At 37.1% G+C, this 23,665-nt stretch carries 20 protein-coding genes; 12 read left to right on the top strand and 8 right to left on the bottom strand.

The window, feature by feature from the left end; all coding sequences use genetic code 11:
* Positions 1-722: 722 nt before the first annotated feature.
* The 6 genes from RBH94_RS01290 to RBH94_RS01265 all read left to right on the top strand — a co-directional run bounded on the left by RBH94_RS01290 (position 723) and on the right by RBH94_RS01265 (position 7,711).
* Positions 723-1,718 carry a glycosyltransferase family 2 protein gene (locus RBH94_RS01290; RefSeq protein WP_307882033.1) on the top strand — a complete coding sequence of 332 codons (996 nt, stop codon included), beginning with the start codon at positions 723-725 and terminating at the stop codon, positions 1,716-1,718.
* 23 nt (positions 1,719-1,741) lie between these two features.
* On the top strand, positions 1,742-2,842 hold the full coding sequence (locus RBH94_RS01285) for a glycosyltransferase family 4 protein (protein ID WP_307882032.1): 1,101 nt from the start codon (positions 1,742-1,744) through the stop codon (positions 2,840-2,842).
* A gap of 9 nt (positions 2,843-2,851) precedes the next feature.
* On the top strand, positions 2,852-3,925 hold the full coding sequence (locus RBH94_RS01280) for a glycosyltransferase (RefSeq protein WP_307882031.1): 1,074 nt from the start codon (positions 2,852-2,854) through the stop codon (positions 3,923-3,925).
* A 152-nt stretch (positions 3,926-4,077) separates the two neighbouring features.
* Positions 4,078-5,283 carry an O-antigen ligase gene (locus RBH94_RS01275; protein WP_307882030.1) on the top strand — a complete coding sequence of 402 codons (1,206 nt, stop codon included), beginning with the start codon at positions 4,078-4,080 and terminating at the stop codon, positions 5,281-5,283.
* The gene (locus tag RBH94_RS01270; protein WP_307882029.1) at positions 5,246-6,256 is read left to right on the top strand and encodes a glycosyltransferase family 4 protein; all 1,011 of its coding nucleotides are present in this window, start codon (positions 5,246-5,248) and stop codon (positions 6,254-6,256) included. Before RBH94_RS01275 ends, RBH94_RS01270 begins: the two co-directional genes overlap by 38 nt.
* Before the next feature lie 63 nt (positions 6,257-6,319).
* On the top strand, positions 6,320-7,711 hold the full coding sequence (locus RBH94_RS01265) for a sugar transferase (RefSeq protein WP_307882028.1): 1,392 nt from the start codon (positions 6,320-6,322) through the stop codon (positions 7,709-7,711).
* Positions 7,712-8,586: 875 nt separating this feature from the next.
* Here the strand turns inward: RBH94_RS01265 and RBH94_RS01260 are convergent.
* Together RBH94_RS01260 and RBH94_RS01255 are read right to left on the bottom strand one after the other, a co-directional pair.
* Complete coding sequence (locus RBH94_RS01260; protein ID WP_307882027.1) at positions 8,587-9,747, bottom strand: DUF4105 domain-containing protein; 1,161 nt, start codon at positions 9,745-9,747, stop codon at positions 8,587-8,589.
* Positions 9,748-9,805: 58 nt separating this feature from the next.
* Positions 9,806-10,903 carry a PorV/PorQ family protein gene (locus RBH94_RS01255; protein ID WP_374047694.1) on the bottom strand — a complete coding sequence of 366 codons (1,098 nt, stop codon included), beginning with the start codon at positions 10,901-10,903 and terminating at the stop codon, positions 9,806-9,808.
* 91 nt (positions 10,904-10,994) lie between these two features.
* Between RBH94_RS01255 and RBH94_RS01250 the strand changes: the two genes are divergently transcribed.
* Together RBH94_RS01250 and RBH94_RS01245 are read left to right on the top strand one after the other, a co-directional pair.
* On the top strand, positions 10,995-11,747 hold the full coding sequence (locus RBH94_RS01250; protein WP_307882026.1) for a phosphatidylcholine/phosphatidylserine synthase: 753 nt from the start codon (positions 10,995-10,997) through the stop codon (positions 11,745-11,747).
* A gap of 27 nt (positions 11,748-11,774) precedes the next feature.
* A complete protein-coding gene (locus RBH94_RS01245; protein WP_307882025.1) occupies positions 11,775-12,641 on the top strand; it encodes a DUF808 domain-containing protein in 867 nt (288 codons plus the stop codon).
* A 120-nt stretch (positions 12,642-12,761) separates the two neighbouring features.
* Here the strand turns inward: RBH94_RS01245 and lptB are convergent, their stop codons facing one another.
* The 4 genes from lptB to RBH94_RS01225 form a co-directional block, all read right to left on the bottom strand.
* The gene (gene lptB, locus RBH94_RS01240; protein WP_188223207.1) at positions 12,762-13,502 is read right to left on the bottom strand and encodes an LPS export ABC transporter ATP-binding protein; all 741 of its coding nucleotides are present in this window, start codon (positions 13,500-13,502) and stop codon (positions 12,762-12,764) included.
* Positions 13,503-13,644: 142 nt separating this feature from the next.
* The gene (locus RBH94_RS01235; RefSeq protein WP_188223208.1) at positions 13,645-14,001 is read right to left on the bottom strand and encodes a carboxymuconolactone decarboxylase family protein; all 357 of its coding nucleotides are present in this window, start codon (positions 13,999-14,001) and stop codon (positions 13,645-13,647) included.
* Positions 14,002-14,125: 124 nt separating this feature from the next.
* On the bottom strand, positions 14,126-14,962 hold the full coding sequence (gene tatC / locus RBH94_RS01230) for a twin-arginine translocase subunit TatC (protein WP_307882024.1): 837 nt from the start codon (positions 14,960-14,962) through the stop codon (positions 14,126-14,128).
* Positions 14,962-15,927, bottom strand: coding sequence for an SIS domain-containing protein (locus tag RBH94_RS01225; RefSeq protein ID WP_307882023.1), 966 nt, complete (start codon positions 15,925-15,927; stop codon positions 14,962-14,964). The genes tatC and RBH94_RS01225 overlap by 1 nt, the downstream gene beginning before the upstream one ends.
* Before the next feature lie 215 nt (positions 15,928-16,142).
* Here RBH94_RS01225 and RBH94_RS01220 point away from each other — a divergent pair, with 215 nt between their 5' ends.
* The 3 genes from RBH94_RS01220 (at position 16,143) to RBH94_RS01210 (ending at position 20,159) form a co-directional block, all read left to right on the top strand.
* Entirely contained in the window at positions 16,143-18,341 is a 2,199-nt protein-coding gene (locus RBH94_RS01220; protein WP_307882022.1) for an ATP-dependent DNA helicase RecQ, read from the top strand.
* Positions 18,342-18,641: 300 nt separating this feature from the next.
* Positions 18,642-19,574, top strand: coding sequence for a peptidylprolyl isomerase (locus tag RBH94_RS01215; RefSeq protein WP_307882021.1), 933 nt, complete (start codon positions 18,642-18,644; stop codon positions 19,572-19,574).
* Positions 19,575-19,673: 99 nt separating this feature from the next.
* Complete coding sequence (locus tag RBH94_RS01210; RefSeq protein WP_307882020.1) at positions 19,674-20,159, top strand: GNAT family N-acetyltransferase; 486 nt, start codon at positions 19,674-19,676, stop codon at positions 20,157-20,159.
* Here the strand turns inward: RBH94_RS01210 and RBH94_RS01205 are convergent.
* Entirely contained in the window at positions 20,156-20,713 is a 558-nt protein-coding gene (locus RBH94_RS01205; protein WP_307883125.1) for a thioredoxin family protein, read from the bottom strand. The genes RBH94_RS01210 and RBH94_RS01205 overlap by 4 nt on opposite strands.
* A 46-nt stretch (positions 20,714-20,759) precedes the next feature.
* On the opposite strand from RBH94_RS01205, the gene RBH94_RS01200 reads away from it, so the two are divergent.
* Positions 20,760-21,095 carry a tRNA-binding protein gene (locus RBH94_RS01200; RefSeq protein ID WP_307882019.1) on the top strand — a complete coding sequence of 112 codons (336 nt, stop codon included), beginning with the start codon at positions 20,760-20,762 and terminating at the stop codon, positions 21,093-21,095.
* A gap of 54 nt (positions 21,096-21,149) precedes the next feature.
* On the opposite strand, the gene RBH94_RS01195 is transcribed toward RBH94_RS01200, so the two are convergent.
* Positions 21,150-23,654: a M14 family metallopeptidase gene (locus RBH94_RS01195; RefSeq protein WP_307882018.1), complete on the bottom strand. Its 2,505-nt coding sequence runs from the start codon at positions 23,652-23,654 to the stop codon at positions 21,150-21,152.
* Positions 23,655-23,665 lie beyond the last annotated feature (11 nt).

The raw sequence follows: 23,665 nt of genomic DNA, 5'->3' as shown, positions 1-23,665 counted from the left end.
AACGTTCTTGCTAGGTACAAAAGCCTGTACTGAGCGTAGTTGAAGTAAAGCCATCTTTAAAAAGGAGCAGAGAAGTACAATTAAACAGATTACTTCGTCTCTATTTACCGCAAACCATGTTTACTCCTCTTAATTAAACCCTCGTAAAGACGTTGGAATACGTGTGAAGAGCATTTAGGAATAGCAGCCTGTCCTGAGCATAGTCGAAGGATCACCCTTCACGACTCACACTTTGTAAACCCTCCAAACATCACAATCAAGAAAAGAGTCATAATTCCGTAAAAATTCAGAAATAATAAGAGTAGAAATGAAACTGGGATGCGTAGCATCAAAAAATAAATCCTAAAAATGGCCTACGATTAATTTGGTAGTAATTTCAGGTTCAAGGTGCGGTATGGGCAGCGGAGCATGGCCTAGCGTAGCGTTTGCCATGCGCAGGCAAAATCTTGAAGCTAGAAATTCAAGAAATTTATCGTTAGCCTAGACTTTTTTTGTTACTTTTTTAGGCAATGTAAAAAAGTAAAAGAGATGAACAAACCCTCATTATAATACCAATTTCAATATGAACCACATCATAAGTTCCTCAAAACAATAGGCACATATTAATATAAGAGATGAACAAAAATAAATTTTAAAGAACTAATAACTTTCTAAATTTTAAGCAATCATTAATTTATTAAATTAGATGCTTAAAATTATATAAGAAATAGCTTTCTCAAAATATGACCTTTACCTTAATTGTATGCACCTATATGCGACCACAGGCCTTACAGAATGTATTACATTCGGTAAAGCAGCAAACGGTGTATCCTGATGCAATTTTAATAGTAGATGGATCCATTGATGAAGAAACACGAAAAGCCATAAATAACCACGACTTTAAAAACGTGACGTACTACAAGGTAAGTGAGTCGTTTCGGGGCTTAACTAGACAACGTAATTTTGGAATTTCTCAACTACCAGAGGAAACAGATGTGGTTTGCTTTTTAGACGATGATGTGATTTTAGACCCAGAATATTTTAAACAGTTGCTAAGTACACATGAGGCGTTTCCGGAAGCCTTAGCGGTAGGTGGTTATATTACGAACGAAGTAAAATGGCAACATTCAGATGGGAAAAAGAATCCTGAAAAGTTTTATTTTGATGGCTGGATGCGTAATGAACCATCACGGTTTAAGATGCGACGTAAATTTGGGCTGTTACCAGATGTTAATCCTGGGTTTATGCCGTCGTTTTCGCATGGACGCTCTGTTAGTTTTTTGCCGCCTTCGGGCAAAATTTATCAGGTAGAACAGATTATGGGAGGGGTATCATCCTATAAAGCCGAAGTTTTTAAAGCCTGTAAGTTCTCAACCTATTTTGAAGGGTACGGCTTATATGAGGATGCTGATTTTTCATTGCGATTAGCGAAAAAGGGAAAACTATATATAAATACAAAGGCGCAATTAGAACACTATCATGACGGTTCGGGACGCCCCAACCGGTTTAAATATGGCAAAATGGTTTTGCGTAACGGTTGGTACGTATGGCGGGTAAAATATAGCCATCCGGATTTCAAATCCCGATGGAAGTGGCATGCCACGGCTTTATTGTTAACTGTAATACGCTTAACTAATGTTTTGACAACTAAAAAGCGACAAGAGGCGTTAACAGAGAGTCTTGGACGCATTACAAGTTGGTTGTCGCTATTTTTAAGTCCACCAAAAGTTAAGCGATGAGGTTTTTAATCATAACACATGTATTGCATAAAAAAAGTCAAAATCAATATTTTGGTTATGCACCTTATGTGCGTGAAATGAACCTTTGGTTTAAACATGTCGATCAGGTAGAAGTTTTGGGGCCTTTAGAGGATGGAATACCGACAGACATAGATTTACCCTATGTACATAGGGATATTCAGTTTACAACAATATCTGAGATTTCTCTTATTAGTTTTATACAAATAATTAAAACCCTATGGTTTTTACCTATTATATTGTTACGTTTATTTCAGGCTTGCAGGCGGGCAGACCACATTCATTTGCGGTGCCCTGGAAATATTGGGTTACTGGGGTGTCTGGTGCAGATCTTGTTTCCAAATAAAATAAAAACGGCTAAATATGCGGGAAACTGGGATCCGAAGGCAAAACAGCCTTTGAGCTATCGCTTGCAAAAGTGGGTGTTATCAAATACATTTTTAACCAGAAACATGCAGGTACTGGTTTACGGACATTGGCCAAAGCAAACAAAAAACATTTTACCGTTTTTTACAGCGAGTTATACTGAAGGAGAAAGGGAGATTTTAAAGGAACGGAAGTACGATGGTCAGTTACATTTTGTGTTTGTAGGTAGTTTGGTGTCAGGAAAACGGCCCTTACTAGCCATACAAATAGTAGAGACTCTTTTAAAACAAGGGAGAAAGGTGCAACTGGATCTTTATGGAGACGGGGTGTTAAAAAGTCTACTGGAAGATTATGTGCAAGAGAATGGATTAGAACGTGTCGTACGTTTTCACGGCAACCAATCAAAAGAGCAACTAAAAGCCGCTTATAGAGCTCCTCATTTTTTAATATTGGCATCTAAATCGGAAGGCTGGCCAAAAGCCGTCGCAGAAGGGATGTTTTTTGGAGTTATACCCATAGCAACCGATATATCCTGTGTTTCGGATATGCTTGGTAGAGGAGAACGCGGCATTTTAATCCAACCTGAATTGGAACTGGCACTACAATCCGTAAATAACGCTTTGAGAAACGAAGAGACTTTACAAAATATGTCTGCCTTAGCGATGAAATGGTCTCAAAAGTTTACCTTAGACCGTTTTGAAAAGGACATAAAAGCCTTGATACAATCAACTCAAAAATAATATTTTAATTTGCGCGTACTACAGTTAATAGATAGTTTAGAACCAGGAGGTGCCGAGCGTGTGGCTGTTAATATGGCAAATGCATTGGTGTCCAGAGTAGACAAGTCTTACTTGTGTACGACACGTAAAGAAGGTGATTTAAAAGGGCTTTTGAAAGATGAAGTGGGGTATCTGTTTTTGGAAAAACAGTTTGTTTTAGATGTAAATGCCGTGCTGAGGTTACATCGATTTATTAAACAGGAAGCGATTGATATTATTCACGCACATGCATCATCCTTCTTTTTGGCGACCTTAGTTAAATTTGTAAACAACAGTATTAAAATAGTCTGGCATGATCATTTTGGGCATAGTGAATTTTTAGATCAACGCAGAACTCCAACGCTAAAGTTTTGTTCTCAATATTTCAGTTATATTTTCAGTGTTAATGATAGGTTAGTGACCTGGGCTAAAGAAAACCTGAAAGTAAAACAGGTAGAATACATACCTAATTTTGCGGTTATAGATAAGAGTGCTCTACAGCAAACAGAATTAAAAGGTGAGCCAGGGAAAAGAATCGTTTGTCTTGCTAATTTAAGGCCCCAAAAAGACCATTTAAACCTATTAAAGGCTTTTAAAAGGGTCGCTAAAGAATATCCTTTATGGACATTGCACTTGGTGGGTAAAGATGATAATGACACTTACTCAAAAGAATTAAAAGATTATATAGAAGATAATAATCTGGAAAATAATGTTTTTATTTATGGCAGCAGAACAGATACGGGCCATATATTGTCGCAATGTGATATGGGCGTATTAGCATCAAAGTCGGAAGGGCTGCCGGTAAGTTTACTCGAATATGGATTGAGTGGTTTAGTGTGTGTGGTGACCGATGTTGGACAATGTGCAGCGGTCGCGTTAAATGGAGAATTGGGAAGTGTTGTGCCTGCAAATGATGATGCAATGCTGGGCAAGGCTATAAGTAACTATATGGATCATCCGGCGTTAAGACAAGAGCATGCATTGTTGTTTAAAAGGCATGTTGAACATACCTATTCAGAAGGGGTGATTATGGATAAAATAACAACGATTTACAATACGTTATAAATTAGGTTTAAGTGCATAGTGGTTATTTAAAAATAGTAGGTTTACATATCCTGATAGGTGTATTGGTTTATTTTTCCAGAGCATTGGGAGATGTCTATTTTTATAGCATTGTAGCTTATTTTTTCTTTAAAATATTTACCGCACCTGTTCCCATGAAATCCTTTGAGATTATAAAGGCCTGCGCTTATATTCTAGGAGCAGAAGTGCTGTTGCGAATGACAGGTAGTGGACTGTTTTATGAATCCAGTAAATATCTGGTCGTGGTATTTACCATTATGGGATTGTTTTATAAGGGGTTTAATTTACGAGCCACGCCTTATGTCCTTTACGTGTTGTTATTAATTCCTGGAATATATGTGTCCTTATATGCTCTGGATGTAAGTGCTGATATTCGAAAGGCCGTGGCATTCAACTTAAGTGGACCTGTGTGTTTGGGCCTGGCAGCGTTGTTTTGTATGGGAGTGAGTATTACCAAAGCACAACTGGAGCAGATTATAAATTTTGCGGTGTATCCTTTAATAAGTACGGTAATTTATATAGTCGCGTTCAACCCTAATGTGTCCGATGTGGTGGCTAGTACGGGGTCTAATTTTGTAACCTCTGGAGGCTTTGGACCAAATCAGGTATCGACGGTGTTAAGTCTGGGGGCTTTTTTTATGACGGTTAAGTTTTTTATGTTCACTAAGACCAGAGTTATGCGATACATAGATCTGGCATTCATATTATTGTTTTCATTTCGAGCTATTGTTACTTTTAGTCGGGGAGGGGTGTTGACAGCGATAATTATGGTGGGCTGTTTTATATTTTTTCAGTACCGTTTTATGGATAGGAATAAGAAGAGCAGCATGTTTATGTCTTTATTGTTATTCATTGGAGTGATAACGGCAACATGGGTGTATTCGTCAATCCAAACCAATGGCTTGATTGCAAATCGCTATGCCAATGAAAATGCTCGAGGTGAGGAAAAACAGGATGTAACGACAGGACGGGTCTACCTCATTAAAAAAGAAATAGAAGAGTTTTTTGAGAATCCGTTTTTAGGCGTTGGTGTGGGAAGAATTAAAGATTTACGATTTCAGGAAACAGGTATTCAGGCAGCATCTCATAATGAAATGAGTCGTATTGTTGCTGAACATGGGCTGCTGGGGGTCATTGCTTTTGCAATTTTACTCTTTGTGCCTTTGCTTTTTAGATTGAGAGATCGCAATAACGTCTTGTTTTTCTCTTTTTATTTTTTCTGGTTTTTAACAATTAATCACTCGGCTATGCGTATTGCAGCCCCCGCGTTTATATATGCCTTGAGTTTATTACATATTAGATATGATCAACCTCGTTTACATAGGGAACAAATTAAATAACACCAAAGCGACGGTCACGTCCATTGACGTTCTGGGGCCTTTGTTAGAGGATGAAGGATTTCATGTGAAGTACGCCTCAAGTAAATCGAATAAAGCACTTCGGTTTTGGAATATGGTTTTTACGGTAGTGAAACACCGAAAGTCTTCTGACTATGTGTTGATTGATACCTACAGTACCTATAATTTTTATTATGCCTTTGTTGTTAGTCAGCTGTGCAGGCTGTGGAATCTAAAATATATTCCAATATTGCATGGAGGAGATTTGCCTAATCGGTTAATAAGAAACCCTAAAATGTGTCAGTCGATTTTTAATCACGCGTTTAAAAATGTCGCACCATCGCAGTATTTAAAGTCGAAGTTTGAGCATGAAGGCTATTCCAATATTTTAAATATCCCCAATAGCATCAACTTAAAGGCTTATATATTTCAACAACGAACGGTTGAAGCTATGAACCTGCTCTGGGTACGTGCTTTCGATAAAACCTATAACCCTTTATTGGCTATTGATATTTTAAAAGCATTACAAGGAGCAGGACAATCAGCAAGCTTAACCATGGTTGGACCGGATAAGGACGGAACCTTGCAACAGGTCAAAGATTATGCTGATAAACTGGGGGTTACCGTGAATTTTACTGGTAAATTGGAAAAGCAAGATTGGATTAAAGTATCGCAACAGTGTAATATATTTATTAATACCACGAATTTCGATAATATGCCGGTGAGTGTTATTGAAGCGATGGCTTTAGGCTTGCCGGTGATTTCTACTAATGTTGGTGGTTTACCATTTTTAATTGAAAATGAACAGTACGGTATGTTGGTACCACCGAATTCGGTGAAACCTTTTGTGGAGGCGGCTATGTGTTTAAAAAATGATTCTGAATTGACAAAAAAAATCACATTAAATGCACGTAAAAAAGTCGAACAGTATGATTGGGGAATTGTTAAAGAGTTGTGGCTTAGTTTGTTGGTTTAAAGTGGTTTCAATTCAATAAACTTTCTATCTTTACACTATCTCAAATCATTACCTACATAAAAAATGTTCAAAGGGGGAGTACATTTTAATATTTCGGAGCGCAGGGTGTTATTGCGTCTGGTTGATGTTGCTTCCATGTTATTTGTGCTCTGTTTTGTAAGTAGCACCTTTAGTTTTGATTATTTTACGATTTCTGAAGAGCGCTGGCGCTGGGTATTTGTGCTCATCCTTTACATTAGTATTTTCGGGACGATTTTTGAACTTTACGATTTACAGAAATCCAGTAAACTTGATAAGATTTTCACCAGTATCGTTTTTACGGTATCCACAACCGTGTTGTTTTATTTTTTAACGCCCTTCTTTACACCAGAACTTCCGAATAACCGATTGCAAATTCTCTATTTCTATTTTTCGATACTGTTTGCTCTGTTGGTTTGGCGCTGGGTGTATTTAACCTTTATTGTGTCGCCACGGTTTTTTAAAAGAGTACTGGTAGTTGGGGAAACGTCTAATCTGGGTGCGATTATTGATGTTTTTAAACAATCGGATCCCAATTATAAGATTTCAGGTTTTGTTAACTGTGAATCCGATAGAGTAGCATCCTTAAGGTTTGATGATGTTAAAGAATATCAAACGCATGAAATTTTAGAAACTGTTAGGCAAGAGGGTATTATGGAAATTGTGGTGGTTAATTATAAACCGGATACCATTACGCCAGACGTGTATCAGTCCTTAATTACGGTATTGGAATCAGGAATTCCTGTTCGGGAGTACACCCAGGTATTTGAAGATCTGACCAATCGGGTGCCTGTTCAGTTTGTTGGTAAAGATTTTTATAAATATTTTCCCTTCAGTCGAAATAATAAAAACCGGTTATACCGATTTTTTCAACGTGTATTTGATATTGTTATATCTGTTGTTGGTATGGTATTGAGTTTAGTTTTTGTACCATTTATTATACTTGGAAACCTTATAGGGAATCGTGGACCGTTATTTTATACCCAGGAACGTGTGGGGCTAAATGGTAAGGTATTTAAAATTATTAAGTACAGAACCATGGTAAAAAATGCCGAAGCCGCTGGTGCGGTTTGGGCGGTTAAAAACGATTGCCGTATTACACCTTTCGGGCGTTTTTTAAGACATTCCAGATTAGACGAAATTCCGCAGTTTCTTAATGTGCTATTGGGTGATATGAGTTTTATAGGTCCCAGACCGGAGCGTCCCATTTTTGTAAAGCAATTATCGGAAGTCTTACCATTTTATGAAACCCGCCATATGATTAAACCCGGGTTAACAGGTTGGGCTCAGGTAAAAACACGATACGGTTCGTCGTTAGATGATAGCTTATTAAAACTGCAATACGATTTATATTATATAAAACACCGCAGTTTGTTTTTAGATATTAGTATCATGATAAAAACCTTAACCACGGTTATTTTCTTTAGAGGACAGTAATGTTTGGTTAAAAAATTAAAAGTGCTAGTTGTTAAACAACATACAATACCATAACACTTCACGACTCACGTTTCACGCCCACACCACACTGTCATTCCCCTTCCAGATGCGGAATCCATCGCAATACAAACTACGCCTTAACACCTCACGACTCACGACTCACGCTGCACGTTTTTCATGTCATTCAGAACTAAGCCTGTCCTGCGCTTTGTCGAAGGGTCTTACCAATCAGCAACTCAGATGACTTATGACAAATTTCGTAGCAAAATCAGCTTTAAGATGCAGCAAAGGCACAAGAGTATGGTCTAGCGAAGCGGTTGTCATACGCAGGCAAAATCTTAAAGATAGAAACCCAAATTCCATTTGTCATCCTGAACTGGTTTCAGGATCTTGGCAATGTAAAAAGTTGATATAAATAGCTTTTGTAAAATTATGGGGTAGCGGTCATCCAGAGCTAAGTCTGTACTGAGCTTTGTCGAAGTATCCAAGGATTGAATAGGCAATTATATAATAAACTTCCCGCTGTCATTTCGCACTTGATGTGGCATCCATCGCAACACAAACTACGACTTAATGCCTCACGACTCACGTCTCACGCTTCACAATGTTATAAGAGATGATCGAATGAAGTTTATGCTTTGTCAGTCTGAGCTCCGCCTGCCCTGAGTCTATCGAAGGGTCGAATGGACAAGGATACAATAAACATCCCTCTGTCATTCCGTACTTGATACGGAATCCATTACTCTAAAACTCACAACTGATAACAGACAACACCTCACGACTCACACCCCACTTTCATTCCGCACTTGATGCGGAATCCATCGCAACACCAACTACGACTTAATGCCTCACGTCTCACGTCTCAAACTTCACGTTTAACGACTGACACGTATCAAATAAACATACCTAGCGAGCAAAGCAATGAGCAACGGAATTAATCCAACGGAGAAGACTTGCACGCCAATAATCCAATGAAGGGTTAAAAGACACATTAAAATCACTAAAAGTTTCAAATACTTCACAAACCAGATACTGAATTTAGGTTTTAATAACTGACCAATAACAAAAACATTTAAAGCAAAAGCCCATAATAAGTTGTAGTTTTGATGCGTGCCTTTGTGGTCAGTAGCAAACCAAAGTAGTAATAGAAGAATCCCAATAATTCCGGTGACAGAAAACAGAATAATATCCAGCCATTGACTTCTTTTGTTGTGCTTTTTATCCTTATAGGTAATGTATAGAATGAATATAGCTATAAGACCAAATACAAACAACGGACTGGTAAAGAAAGTAATGGCTTCAGGTGTTTCTATTTTTTTGTAGATAACAGTTTCAGATTTTACCAGGGGCTTATTGTTTACCGTAGCAACTTCAAAAAAGCGGTAGATGTTTTCGGGTAAAAACATGTGGTCTTCGGCAGGTGCCTGGCGATCGATTACCGAACCTAAGGCCACATTAATACCGAAACTGCCCCAGGAATTAGCGTTTAAATTATTATTGATTAACGTTCGAAAAGTGGCTTCTTTAAAATTTTTCGGTTTGTTAAATTCAATACTGTTGTTTACAGCAATGTTAGTAACGTCTTTTATTTTGGTAGCGCAATTGTCGTAAAAGAAATCATAAAGGTAACGTCGGTTAGCAGGTTTTATATTGTTGCGTAAGTAATCAAAGAGTTTTTGTTTTTCAGCAGCATCTAAGTTTAAAACCTGTGCTTTAATGCTTCGGTTTTGTGAGATGTAGGCATTATAAAAGTCTTCATAATAATTCATACCACATAGGTAGTTTAACCTACCCTGGGCAAATTTTAAATAGAAATTAGGGGTGTTAAAATCATAAATTCCATAGTTAAATACCAAATCAATGCCTTTTATTGGATCTTTTACTCGAAATCCGCTATGGCCAAAAGAGTCATTTAAAGAACTTCCGGGGCCAATGGTTAAAACACTGATTTCTGCACGTTCAGATAATACATTGGGTTGCGAAAAACTAAGTTGAGTGACAACAAATAATAGGAAGGAGAAAAGAAAATGTTTCATCTGGTTGTTATAAATTATATATCGGCAGATAGGTGGTTGCCCAATGTGCATTATGGACTTATCTAAAGATACTAAAATCGAGTTTCAATGAAAATACATTAGAGTACAAAGCTACACTTTGGTCACCAATATCGGTAAACGCATAATCCACCTGAATGCCGTTGTATTTAAAACCAACACCAAAACTTGGCTGAAAGCTTAATTGTTCGGTATTATCGATCTGTAACTCATTTTGAAAATTACCCACGCCACCTCGCAAATAGACCATGTCGATATAGCCGAACTCAAAACCTAAAGCCGGGTTGATACTCGCAAAAGATGATGAAATAATATCGTTATTTTCTTCGAATCGCACATTTAAATTAGCTGCCGCCAATAGGGTGTAGTCGTAATGAAAGGTGAATAGTTTCGAAACGCCTAACTGTAATTTAGGAATGGTGATTTCTGTGGTTTCCGGTAACTCCTGATTCTGACCTTCAACGGCATCCTGCACTTTTTTAAATTCATCTTCATCTATAGCCCAGGCATTGAATGTGGTGGTAATATCGCGAGCCATCAACCCGAATTTCCAATTGTTATCGGTTTCAAACTGAACGCCGGCATCAAACCCAAAGCCCCACGACGAAGCAAAATCTCCAATAATTCTACGAATCACTTTGGCATTAACACCGTAATTAAGACCGTCAACCGGTAAGGCACGGGCATAAGAAAAGGTTAAAGCGTAATCGGCAGTAGAAAACAAACTAATGCGATCGTAATTAATATTGCCCTGTTCGTCAATTAACTGTGTGGTGTTTAAAATATCATCTACAGCAAAGCGAATTAGGGAAACAGCAAAAGCACTTTGGTTATCTATAGGTTTGGCGAAAGCGGCATAGTCGTAATTGGCAATATTGGCAAAATAACTGGAGTGCATTAAGGCCATTTGGTTGTCTTCAAGTTTGAGTAAACCTGCCGGATTCCAGTACCCGGAATTCACATCGGAAGTGTGAGAGGTTACGGCATTACTCATACCCAAAGCCGCCGCGTCAACACCTATATTCATAAACTCGTTAGAATATTTTCTAACCGTCTGACTGAAGATGGACGCCGTAATAAAACAAAACAATACAGTAAGGGATGTTCTCAACCGCAATTTTTTTTTACAAAGATGCATATTATTTATAATCTTTTAAAACTTGAAAATAGAATAGATATTGTTTTAGACGAAAATTGTTTGCTATTTTTACCGAAACAAAACGCCTTTTATGAAGAAACACATCCCAAATGCTTTAACCCTTCTTAATTTATTCTGCGGAAGTATAGCTGTTATTTATGCGGTTAACGATAATTTTTCGGCGGCAGCCTTATTTGTGTTTCTGGGGATTTTCTTTGACTTTTTCGACGGTTTTGCAGCTAGAAAATTAGGGGTGTCGAGTGAATTAGGGTTACAGTTGGATTCGCTTGCCGATATGGTAACCAGTGGTGTGGTTCCGGGTATAGTGATGTATAAGATGCTGGAGTTAACTCAGGAAAAATCGGTAGTGATGAAGGTGATTCAGGAATGGAATTCAGATATCGAGCTATCCGGATTTAAATTATCGGCATTACCATTAATAGGACTTTGCATTACTTTGGCGTCGGCATACCGTTTGGCAAAATTTAACCTCGACGACGAGCAAAAAAACTACTTTAAAGGGCTGCCAACACCTGCTAACACCTTATTAATTGTGTCGTTGCCGCTTATTCTAGAATTTCAGAATAGTGATGCTATTAATAAGATCATAATCAATAAATGGTTTTTAATCGCCCTCACGGCCGTTAGCTGTTATTTATTGAATTCTAATATTAAATTATTTGCTCTTAAGTTTAAAGACTTTAGTTTTAAGGCCAATGCCTTACGTTATACTTTTATCATACTTTGTGTAGTACTGTTAATCGTGTTGCAATACGCCGCAATTCCATTAATCATATTAACTTATATTTTGTTGTCCTTATGGGACAATATAACTTCAAAATAAACTTCTACTAAATACAGAACGACTTTTATGGCCTCAGGTTTTTTCGCATTATTAGATGATATCGCTACATTAATGGATGATGTAGTGGTAATGAGTAAAATTACAACAAAAAAAACAGCGGGAATATTAGGCGATGACCTTGCTGTAAATGCTGAAAAAGCTACAGGATTTGTATCGTCCAGAGAGCTTCCGGTTTTGTGGGCTATTACTAAGGGATCATTTTTAAATAAGTTGATCATCTTGCCGATAGCCTTTTTGTTAAGTACTTTTTTGCCTTGGGCGGTCACCTTAATTTTAATAGCAGGAGGGGTGTATCTGGCGTATGAAGGCGTTGAAAAAGTGATGGAATATTTTTTTCCGCATGAACATAAGATTGAAGTTGTAAATCATGAAGATGTGTCGCCGGAGGCGCAATTAAAAGCGGAACAAAAGAAAGTGAAATCAGCGATATTTACAGACTTTATTTTGTCGGTTGAGATTGTTATTATCGCTCTCGGAACGGTTTTAGGAGAGCCATTAGTATTTCAGGTGTTGGTGGTTTCAATTGTTGCAATCATCGCCACTATTGGGGTTTATGGCATTGTCGCACTTATTGTACGTATGGATGATATGGGGTTTGCATTAATTCAAAAGAGCGACAACCAAAAAGGAGTGTTATTTAGCATAGGAAATGTATTAGTGAAAGCCTTGCCGATAGTAATTAAGAGTTTGTCGTTTATAGGAACTGTGGCCTTGCTTTTAGTGGCAGGCGGAATTTTTACCCATAATATTGAAGTCTTACATCACTTTGCGGAATCCATTCCCGGAGTCATTAAAGATTTTGTGATTGGTATTGCTGTTGGGTTACTGGCGGTATTGGTTGTGAAATTAGTGAGTAAAGTTTTAAAGAAGTAGGGACTAAATAGAAAGAATGCGACCAATAAAAAGTCGCATTATGTCAATCTGAAAAGGTTTTAGAGGCTTTATGTTCTTCAGAATAGGACTGTTGCCATTCTGAAATAAATTCAGAATATATTAATCTCTGATTTTCTTTTTACGTAACTCGAAGTTCTGACCTAAGTACACTTTACGTACCATTTCATCATTGGCCAGTTCTTCAGGTTCACCGGCTTTAAGAATGCTACCTTCAAACATCAAATACGTTCGGTCGGTAATCGCTAAGGTTTCCTGAACGTTGTGGTCTGTAATTAAAATACCAATATTCTTTTTAGTCAATTGAGCTACAATACGCTGAATATCCTCAACCGCAACCGGGTCAACCCCAGCAAAGGGTTCATCTAATAAAATAAAACTCGGGTCGGTTGCTAAGGCGCGTGCAATTTCGGTACGACGACGCTCACCACCGGATAATAAGTCACCACGGTTTTTGCGGATATGCCCCAAACCGAACTCTTCAATAAGCGATTCCATTTTATGAAGCTGTTCTTTTTTGCTCAGTTTCGTTAGTTGTAATACACTTAAAATATTGTCTTCAATACTTAACTTTCTGAAAACAGAAGCTTCCTGTGCCAAGTACCCGATACCGTTTTGTGCACGCTTGTACATGGGGTATTGGGTGATTTCGGTATTATCTAAAAAGATATGCCCGCCGTTTGGTTTTATAAGACCTACAATCATGTAAAACGAGGTTGTTTTACCAGCACCATTGGGCCCTAATAATCCAACGATTTCCCCTTGATTAACTTCAAGAGAGACATCTTTTACTACTTTACGTCCGTTATAGGACTTCATTAAATTTTCGGCTCTTAAAATCATATGTTTAACTCACTACGTGAGGTTTTAATGTTTTATAATTAATTGAAACAATAAACGCAATTTCAATTTAAAACGCTAAAAATAGTAAAATACTATAATAGCGGTCTTCTATTTTTGAGAAACACCCATAAAAGTATGTGTTTTACTCAGAGGCATCCTGTGCTTCCAAAGCATCCCAGAATTCATACGCTTTACGTAAATGGGGGATAACAATGGTACCGCCAACCAGAGTGGCAATACTTAAGGCCTCAACAACTTCTGCTTTAGTTAAACCTTCTTTATAACTGGTTTCTAGATGGTATTTTATACAATCGTCGCAACGTAAAACGGCTGATGCCACCAATCCAAGAAGTTCTTTGGTTTTTACATCTAAAGCACCTTCGGCGTATGCGTTAGTATCTAAATTAAAAATACGCTTAATAACTTTATTGTTATCAGATAGAATCCTGTCGTTCATCTTAGAACGATAGGCATTAAATTCAGAAACGATATCAGACATTTTTTTTAGTTTAAAGTTAAAAAGTTTTGTGGAATCGAGAGGACAATTTTTATCTGTCATCGGTCATCCCTCATCCGTCACCCTTAGCTCCTCCTGTACTTAGCACAGTCGAAGTATTCAAGGGTTATTTTTTCAGTTCTTGAGTTTCTATGTTTTGTTTTTTGATTACCATTTTAGAGATATAAATACTCGCTTGATATAGAATTAAAATAGGAATCGCAACAATAACCTGACTTGCAATATCTGGCGGTGTAATCACAGCCGATAAGATTAAAACGATAACTAGAGCAAACTTTCTGTATTTTCTTAAAATTTCAGGGGTTACTAAACCAATTTTGGTTAAAAAGTAAATCACGATGGGAAGCTCGAATATTAATCCTGAAGCTAAAACCGACGAGCGTACTAATCCGATATATGAACTGATGTCAATTTGGTTTTCAACAACTTCTGAAATATTATAATTAGCTAAGAAGTTAATTGATAGAGGCGTAATAATATAGTATCCAAACAAGGCTCCTAAAAAGAATAGTAAGGAGCAGATGATGATAAATCCGCGTGAATGTTTGCGTTCGTTATCATGTAATCCCGGGCTGACAAATTTCCAAAGTTGATAAATAGTATACGGGAACGAGATGATGAAACCGGCTAAAATCGCAGTCCATATGTCTGCCGAGAATTGCCCTGCCATAGTTCTGTTCTGAATCATCATCGGGATTTCATCATTACAGAACGTGGTTTCTACATTAATAAGTCTTCCCATATTACAAAGGAATTCATAGGTAGGGAACCCCATACTTAAAGGTGCAAAAATAATGTCCTCAAAAATGAATCGACTAAACGTAAAGGCTAAAACCGCAACAATCATAATACCGGCACAAATACGAATAAGATGCCAGCGTAAATCTTCAAGATGGTCTAAAAAAGACATCTCATTTATACTTTTCTTTTCCTTTTTAGCCATTATATGATGCCCTCCTTAATTAAATCGTGAAGGTGAACAACACCGGCGTAGTTACCGTTGTCTTCAACCAGAATTTGTGAAATTTCGTTAGCTTCCATAATCTCTAAAGCATCAATAGCCATAGCGCTGGCATCGATACGTTTGGGATTGGTACCCATAATATCCTTTGCGGTTAACGTGTCGAAATTATTAGCTTTGGTCAACATTCTACGTAAATCACCATCAGTAATAATACCTATGATTTTATCGTTTTCAACTACCGCTGTAACCCCTAGCATTTTTTCGGTGATCTCAATAATCACATCTTTAATATTGGTAGAGGCTTCAACCTTCGGTTTTTTATTGACCGATGAAATATCCTGAACGCGTAAATACAGTTTTTTACCCAAAGCACCACCGGGGTGGAACTTGGCAAAGTCGTTACTTGTAAATCCGCGGAGTTCTAATAAGCAAACCGTTAAAGCATCGCCAATAACCAACTGTGCAGTGGTACTTGTTGTTGGAGCTAAATTGTTCGGACAAACTTCTTTATCGACGTAAGCATTTAAAATATAATCGGCGTGTTGCCCAAGAAACGAATCTTTATTTCCGGTAATGGCAATCATTTTATTGTTAACACGCTTAATAAGCGGTACCAGTACTTTTATTTCAGGGGTATTACCACTTTTAGAAATACAAATAACAACATCCTCTTTTAAGATTAACCCTAAGTCGCCGTGAATGGCATCAGCGGCATGCATAAAAACAGCTGGTGTACCAGTGGAATTTAATGAGGCCACTATTTTACTTGCAATAATGGCACTTTTACCAATACCAGTAATGATAACACGACCTTTAGAATGGTATATAAGCTCTACAGCTTCAGCAAAATCAGAATCCACAAGATTCGATAAATTTAAAATAGCTTGGCTTTCAGCTTCGATAGTTTCCTTAGCTATTTTAATAATTGAATGTTTGTTATTCAAAATTTATGAAATTTTTTAGTTGATGCTTTTGAAGAAATTCTTAACTTTAAATGTAAATAGAATTTAATTTTATAGTAATTTCGATTTTCGTTACAAAGCTAACGAAAAAAATACGAGGGTTTTCTTAATGCACTATTAAAAAGTCAATTCAATTTTTGACAGGGATAGGAGCATGTAATAATTAATTAAAAATAAATTTTAAAGTTTTCTGATTGATGGAAAAGAGTGACTTGCATTCTTCGCTAAAAAAATATTTTGGGTTTAGTAAATTCAAGGGGCTTCAGGAAGATGTTGTAGAAAGTATATTATCGGGTAACAATACATTTGTAATTATGCCCACTGGTGGCGGGAAATCATTATGTTATCAGCTACCAGCATTAATGCAGGAAGGGACGGCTATTGTCGTATCTCCTTTAATTGCATTAATGAAAAATCAGGTAGACGCCATTCGTGGCGTTTCTAATGAAGAAGGTATTGCACACGTGCTGAATTCTTCATTAAATAAAACAGAAATAAAACGCGTTAAAGAAGACATTGTTAATGGTGTTACCAAATTATTGTACGTCGCACCAGAGTCTTTAACCAAAGAGGAAAATGTTGAGTTTTTACGTTCGGTAAAAATATCGTTTATGGCGATTGATGAGGCCCACTGTATTAGTGAGTGGGGACACGATTTTAGACCAGAGTATCGTAATTTAAGACATATTATTGCCCGTATTGGTGATGATATCCCCATTATAGGTCTTACCGCGACGGCAACACCAAAAGTACAGGAAGATATTATTAAAAACTTAGGAATTACAGGAGCAAGAACGTTTAAAGCATCCTTTAATCGTCCTAATTTATATTACGAAGTACGACCAAAAACTAAAAATGTCGATGCCGACATTATTCGTTTTATCAAACAAAATTCTGGTAAATCGGGTATTGTATATTGTTTGAGTAGAAAGCGTGTGGAAGAGCTGGCACAAGTGTTACAGGTTAACGGTATTAATGCCGTGCCTTATCATGCCGGATTGGATGCGAAGTCGCGTTCTAGTTTTCAGGATAAATTTTTGATGGAAGAAGTCGATGTGGTGGTGGCAACCATCGCTTTTGGTATGGGAATCGATAAGCCCGATGTGCGTTTTGTAATTCACCACGATATTCCTAAGAGTATTGAAAGTTATTATCAGGAAACAGGTCGTGCAGGACGTGATGGAGGCGAAGGACATTGCCTGGCCTTTTACTCATATAAAGATATTGAGAAATTAGAAAAATTCATGTCTGGTAAGCCTGTAGCCGAACAGGAAATTGGGCATGCCTTATTACAGGAAGTCGTCGCTTTCGCGGAAACCTCTATCTCGCGCCGTAAGTTCATCTTACATTATTTTGGTGAAGAATTCGATAATGAGACCGGTGAGGGAGGCGATATGGATGATAATGTACGCCATCCTAAAAATAAACATGAAGCTCAGGATGATGTGGTGGTATTGTTAGAGACCATTTCGAAAACCAATGAAAAATATAAGTCTAAAGACTTGGTGCAGGTCATTACAGGTAAGGAAAATGCCTTAATCAATTCACATAAAACCAACGAACAACCTTTCTTTGGGAAAGGAAAAGATAAAGACAAAAAGTACTGGATGGCTTTATTGCGTCAGGTACTGGTTGCCGGGTTGCTTCGAAAAGATATTGAGACCTACGGGGTTATTAAATTAACACCAGCCGGAAGGACTTTTATTGAAACTCCGGAGTCCTTTATGATGACCGAAGATCATGAATTCGATAGTGCTCAGGATGATGGAATCATTGTATCGGCGTCAAAAGCTCAGGCCGCCGTAGCCGATGCGCTGTTAATGGATATGCTTAAAGATTTGCGTAAAAAGAATGCGAAGAAACTGGGTGTACCGCCATTTGTGATTTTTCAGGATCCGTCTTTAGAAGATATGGCTTTAAAATACCCGGTGAATTTAACCGAGTTAGGTAATGTGCATGGCGTAGGAGAAGGAAAAGCTAAAAAGTACGGAAAAGATTTCGTGGCTTTGATCGCTAAATATGTGGACGAGCACGACATTGTCAGACCGGATGATTTAGTGGTTAAAACCACAGGAACCAATTCTGCAAATAAGCTATATATAATTCAGAATATAGATAGAAAATTACCGCTTGACGATATTGCTTCGGCAAAAGGTTTACCCATGGAAGATTTTATAAAAGAAATGGAAGCCATTGTGTATTCGGGTACCAAGCTAAATATTGATTATTGGATTGATGATATTTTAGATGAAGACCAGCAGGAAGAACTGCACGATTATTTCATGGATTCAACTACCGATAATATAGCCACCGCTATAGAAGAGTTTGATGGCGATTACGACGATGAGGAATTGCGTTTGTACAGAATAAAATTCATCAGCGAAGTCGCTAATTAATTGTCATTCTTTTTATTGAACTATTTTATTTTTTAAGTTTCAGAGATTTATAAGTTGTTTTAAACTTGTTTTCTCTGAAACTTAATTGTTTTATACCGTCCTGTGTTTGCATATTAAAAGGCAGGACTTAATTGTCTTAAGCAAATTAGAGGTATGGGTAAAGCCTGGATAAAGTATGGATATAGTATGAAATAGACGTTTTGTAAGGACGGCGCTTCTATAAAAGTATAATATTGAGACCGCTTAATTGTCAAATGATAATTAATTAAGTACCTTTGCACTTTCTTAAAAATTAGAACCATGCAAGACGGATTATACGCAAAATTCAATACAACAAAAGGAGAAATTCTTGTGGCTTTAGAGTACAAAAAAACACCTGGAACAGTAGGTAACTTTGTAGCTTTAGCAGAAGGAAATTTAGAGAATAAAGTAAAACCTCAGGGAACACCTTACTACAACGGATTAAAATTCCATAGAGTGATTCCGGATTTTATGATTCAAGGTGGTTGTCCTCAGGGAACAGGTTCTGGAAACCCAGGTTACCAGTTTGATGACGAGTTTCACCCGGAATTAAAGCATGATGGTCCAGGAGTTTTATCTATGGCTAATGCAGGTCCTGGAACGAACGGAAGTCAGTTCTTTATCACACATGTTGAAACACCTTGGTTAGACAACAACCATACTGTATTTGGTAAAGTGGTAGAAGGACAGGATGTGGTTGATGCTATTGCTCAAGGCGATGTTATCGAGTCTTTAGAAATCGTACGAGTAGGCGCTGATGCTGAGGCTTATAACGCTGTTGAAGCGTTTAGAACCTTTGAAGGCTCTAGAGAGAAGCGTTTAGCAGAAGAAAAGGCAGCCATTGAAGCTGAATTAGATAAATTAGCTGCAGGCTTCGAAAAAACCGAAAGTGGTTTACGTTACCAGATCATTCAAAAAGGAGACGGAGCAAAAGCTACTAAAGGTAAAAACGTATCTGTACACTATAAAGGTCAGTTAGCAGACGGTACCGTTTTCGATTCATCTTACAAGCGTAACCAACCAATCGATTTTCCTGTAGGTATGGGACAAGTCATCTCTGGATGGGATGAAGGTATTCAATTATTAAATGTTGGTGATAAAGCACGTTTTGTAATCCCTAGTCATTTAGGTTACGGAAGCAGAGGTGCCGGTGGTGTCATTCCTCCAAATGCAACTTTAGTATTCGACGTAGAATTAATGAACGTTAAATAAGAGATTTAACTCTGTTTATAATATGTTAAAGCACCTCATTTCTGAGGTGCTTTTTTTATATTTACTCTATTCGATGAACTTAATTTTAAAAGCTTTAGAATGATACGACCTGTTAATTATGCTGATGCTCAGCAATTACTAAATATTTATAATTATTATGTAATTAATACAGATGTGACTTTCGATTTGGAACCAACGTCTTTAAAAGCATTTCAGGAGAAACTTCATAGTATCACTAAAGATTATCCTTTTATTGTTTATGAAGAAAATGGCGAGATTTTAGGGTATGCTTACGCTGGAAAATTTAGGGAACGTCCTGCCTATAATTCTACTTTAGAGTCTACGGTTTATGTAAAACATAATCAACACGGAAAACAAATAGGTTCAATGCTCTATGCAGAACTTCTATCACAATTAAAACAAACCGATTGCCGTGTGGTTTTAGGCGTTTTAACGCTTCCAAATGAAGCGAGTGTAAAACTGCATGAAAAATTTGATTTCGAAAAGGTAGGGCATCTAAAAGAAGTCGGTTTCAAATTCAATACTTGGCTTGATGTCGGTATTTTTGAGTTGAAACTTGCTTAACGTTTCCATTTTATATTACAGCCAATACTCGGTTTTTGAGTTTGTGTATTTTCGATGCCTTCAATTAAACAATCTAAAGCATGTGTTAAATCAGCTCCGGTAACAGGAAGTCCGTTGCCAGGTCTTGAATCATCTAATTGTCCGCGGTAGGTCAGTTTCAATTCTTCATCAAAAACAAATAAATCGGGAGTACAGGCTGCATCGTAAGCTTTAGCGACTTCTTGTGTTTCATCATATAAATACGGAAACGGATAGCTTTCGGCTTTGGCATGCGCTTTCATTTTATCAGGGCCATCCTGTGGGTAATTAACAACATCGTTACTAGAGATGGCGATAAACGCAATGCCTTTTTCCGCGTAAGCGTTAGCAATAGAAACAATGGCCTTATTGATATGAATAACAAACGGACAGTGGTTACAGATAAACATAACGACAGTTCCTGTTTGTCCTTTAGTATTTTCCAGACTTATTAAAGAATCACTTACCGTATCTGGAAGCATAAAAAGTGGCGCTTTGGTGCCTAAAGGAAGCATGTTTGACGGTGTATTTGCCATGGCTTTAATTTTCTTCAAAGTTCGTAATTATTTATATTTTTGAGAAATGGATAAAACAATAACTTTCGAAGATTTTTCGAAAACAGACTTACGAGTTGGGACAATAATTGAGGTAAACGACTTTCCGAAGGCACGAAAACCAGCTTATCAATTAACTATTGATTTTGGAGATTTAGGAATTAAAAAGACTTCAGCTCAGGTTACTACACTATACCAAAAAGAAGATTTATTAAATAAGCAAATTGTCGCTGTGGTAAATTTTCCGAAGAAACAAATCGCTAATTTTATGAGTGAGTGTTTAATTTTAGGAGCTGTTAATGGGAAAGATGTCATACTACTTAACCCTGAACACAAAGTAAAGAATGGTAGTGTTGTAAGTTAAAAATATAAAACCCGTTAAGTAATTAACGGGTTTGTTTTTGTTTGGCTCTAATTATTACAATTCTTCTCTAAAGAAAATAGCATTCATCATGAGTTTGTTGGTGCCATACCAAAAAGCTCGAAAATTGGTGTTGTCTGTAAAGGCAACAACCTTACCTTTCCCAAAGCGCTTTATTTGAAGCGGTACGGTATTGCTTAAACTATCTAAATTAGATTTAGAAATGTAGCCGCTTAAAAGTGGTTTTTCGGTGTATTGAATAGGGTTGTTGTAGCTGTCCTTATCTGGTTTGATGAAAATATTCGTATTTCTGAATAATGCAATTTTATCATTTTTATATCCGAAATTTATAGGGTGAGAGCGGTCTAGTTTGGCCTCAAAAATAGCACCTTTAATACGTTGAGCTCCTCTAAATTCACTTTTGTCTTCAAACGAAATATTTTCAGCTAGTAATTCCTGTTCTTTAAATTCGAGTTTTATAAATTCATTGGAATTTAGCCACTTAACAGTATTTCTAAACCCGATAATAGTTCCTCCTGTTTTTGTCCAGGTTTTTAATTTTTCGGTAATTTCTTTACTCAAGGAACTTGTGCTCGGAATAATAATGGTATTGTATCTACTTAAATCGGTTTTTTCCAGGTTTTTGGTGTCTAGCTTAGTCGTGGTAATGTTATATCTGGTATCAAATAAATGCCAGATTTCACCAGCATCTAAAGATGAAATACCATCGCCAACTAATAAAGCTATTTCCGGTTTTTTTAAGGTTTTAAAATGACGACTACCTAAATCGATTCCGTTGGTTAAACCTGTGTTTACACCGTGAATTTGAACGTAGCTTTCTTTCGATAAGTTATTTAAAAGACTGAAAAGCGCGTCGCTATTTAGTTTCTGATTTTGGACAGGTATAAGAATGGTTCCGTAATCATATGTTTTGTTGTTTAAACTAAATTGTTTCATGGCTACTTTACTTCGAATACCATGATTTAATAGTTGATTAAGGATTTTAGGGGTGTAATATTCATGCCATTCCATCAGGTAAGTAATATCGCTTTTTTCAGACACCGAGCCTTCGTTAAATATTACGTTTTTAACCTGTTCTCCTAAGTGTTTTGTTGAAACTTTTTCTTCGTAGTCAAGGTTAAAGGCTAAAGGAAATGACCAGGCCGAAATATCGTAGAATAAACTATCTTGAAAGCTGGTTCTTTTTTCGAACATAGCATCAATTAAACGACTATTTTTCTGGTTTTTAGGAATGATATAACTATATCCTTTTTTGAAGGATTTATCATTTTCGGTAAAATCTTCTTTTATATTGTAAATTTCAACCTGATGTTGCTCTAATATTCTAGCAAGCGCATTGGTTTTCGCTGCATCTTTTTCATCGCCAAAGACAATGGCTTGCTTTGATATTTTTGAAGCCTCTTTTCTGGCATTATTATAAAAATTGTATTGGTACTCTAATAAATCTTCTCTCAATACTGTAGCCGCTTTAAGAGTTGATAGGGCAGTGGTATACTGGTTTCTAATTGTGAAAGGAAAAGATATTAAACCGTTATCAGATTCCTGCAGATGACCTCGGGAACTCGCTTGCTCGAACAAAATACCAATGCCACCGTTAATATCAGGAAATGTGGATCCTTTTCCATAATAAAAGTCATCATAACTTTCTTCTGTAAAATATAACGAGCCAATTTTATCTAAAGCTTCGGCATGAAAATTTCCAATTTTTTTGGTTAATTCTTGATTTAACTTAGGAGTTAAAGGATGTGTTCTTGAAGGCACTCCCGGTTGAAAAAAGAAGGTTGAGTTGGTGCCCATTTCATGATGATCGGTTAAGATATTGGGCAACCATTTATGAAAGGTCTTTATTCTGGCTTGCGATTCGGGTAATTGAACCGGTAACCAGTCTCTGTTCATGTCAAACCAATAATGGTTTGAACGGCCTCCTGGCCAAACTTCAGAATATTCTCTGTCGTTAGGATCTGATGTTAAGTTGATGTTTTTATTGGTGTTTGCCCAATAAGCAAAACGTTGCATCCCATCCGGGTTAAAACAGGGATCAAATAGAATAACGGTATTATCAAGTACTTCTTGAGTAAATTCGTCTTGCGCTGCGGCTAAGTAATAGGCTACTAACATCGCTGCGTTTGTACCACTTGGTTCATTACCGTGAATTGAAAACCCTTGATAAACGACCAGTGGTCTGTTAAAATCTTCAGGTGCATTGTCATCGGTAGCAGCAAGGTGTTCAGTTCTTATAGATTCCAGATTGGAATGGTTTTTAGGAGAGGTGATTGTTAAGAGCAATAGAGGTCGGTCCTCAAAAGTAGTACCTCTGTTCTCTATAGTGATTCTGTCTGAAGCATTAGCAAGGGCATACATGTATTGAATAACTTTATCGTGTGAGATATGCCATTTTCCAATGTCAAAACCTATAATACTTTTGGGTGTTGGAATGTCCGGGTTTAAGGGAGTGTTGGAATCGATGTAATAATTCAGGTCAAGATTGTTTTGGGCAGATAAGGCAGAACAAAACAAAAGTAAGAGTAAAAATGCTCGCATTAAATCATGTT

The organism is Aestuariibaculum sp. YM273, from assembly GCF_030908365.1.
In the GTDB taxonomy this organism is placed as follows: Bacteria; Bacteroidota; Bacteroidia; order Flavobacteriales; family Flavobacteriaceae; genus Aestuariibaculum; species Aestuariibaculum marinum.
The sequence above is the reverse complement of the archived record's forward strand: the minus strand, read 5'-3'. Positions and strand labels throughout refer to the sequence as shown.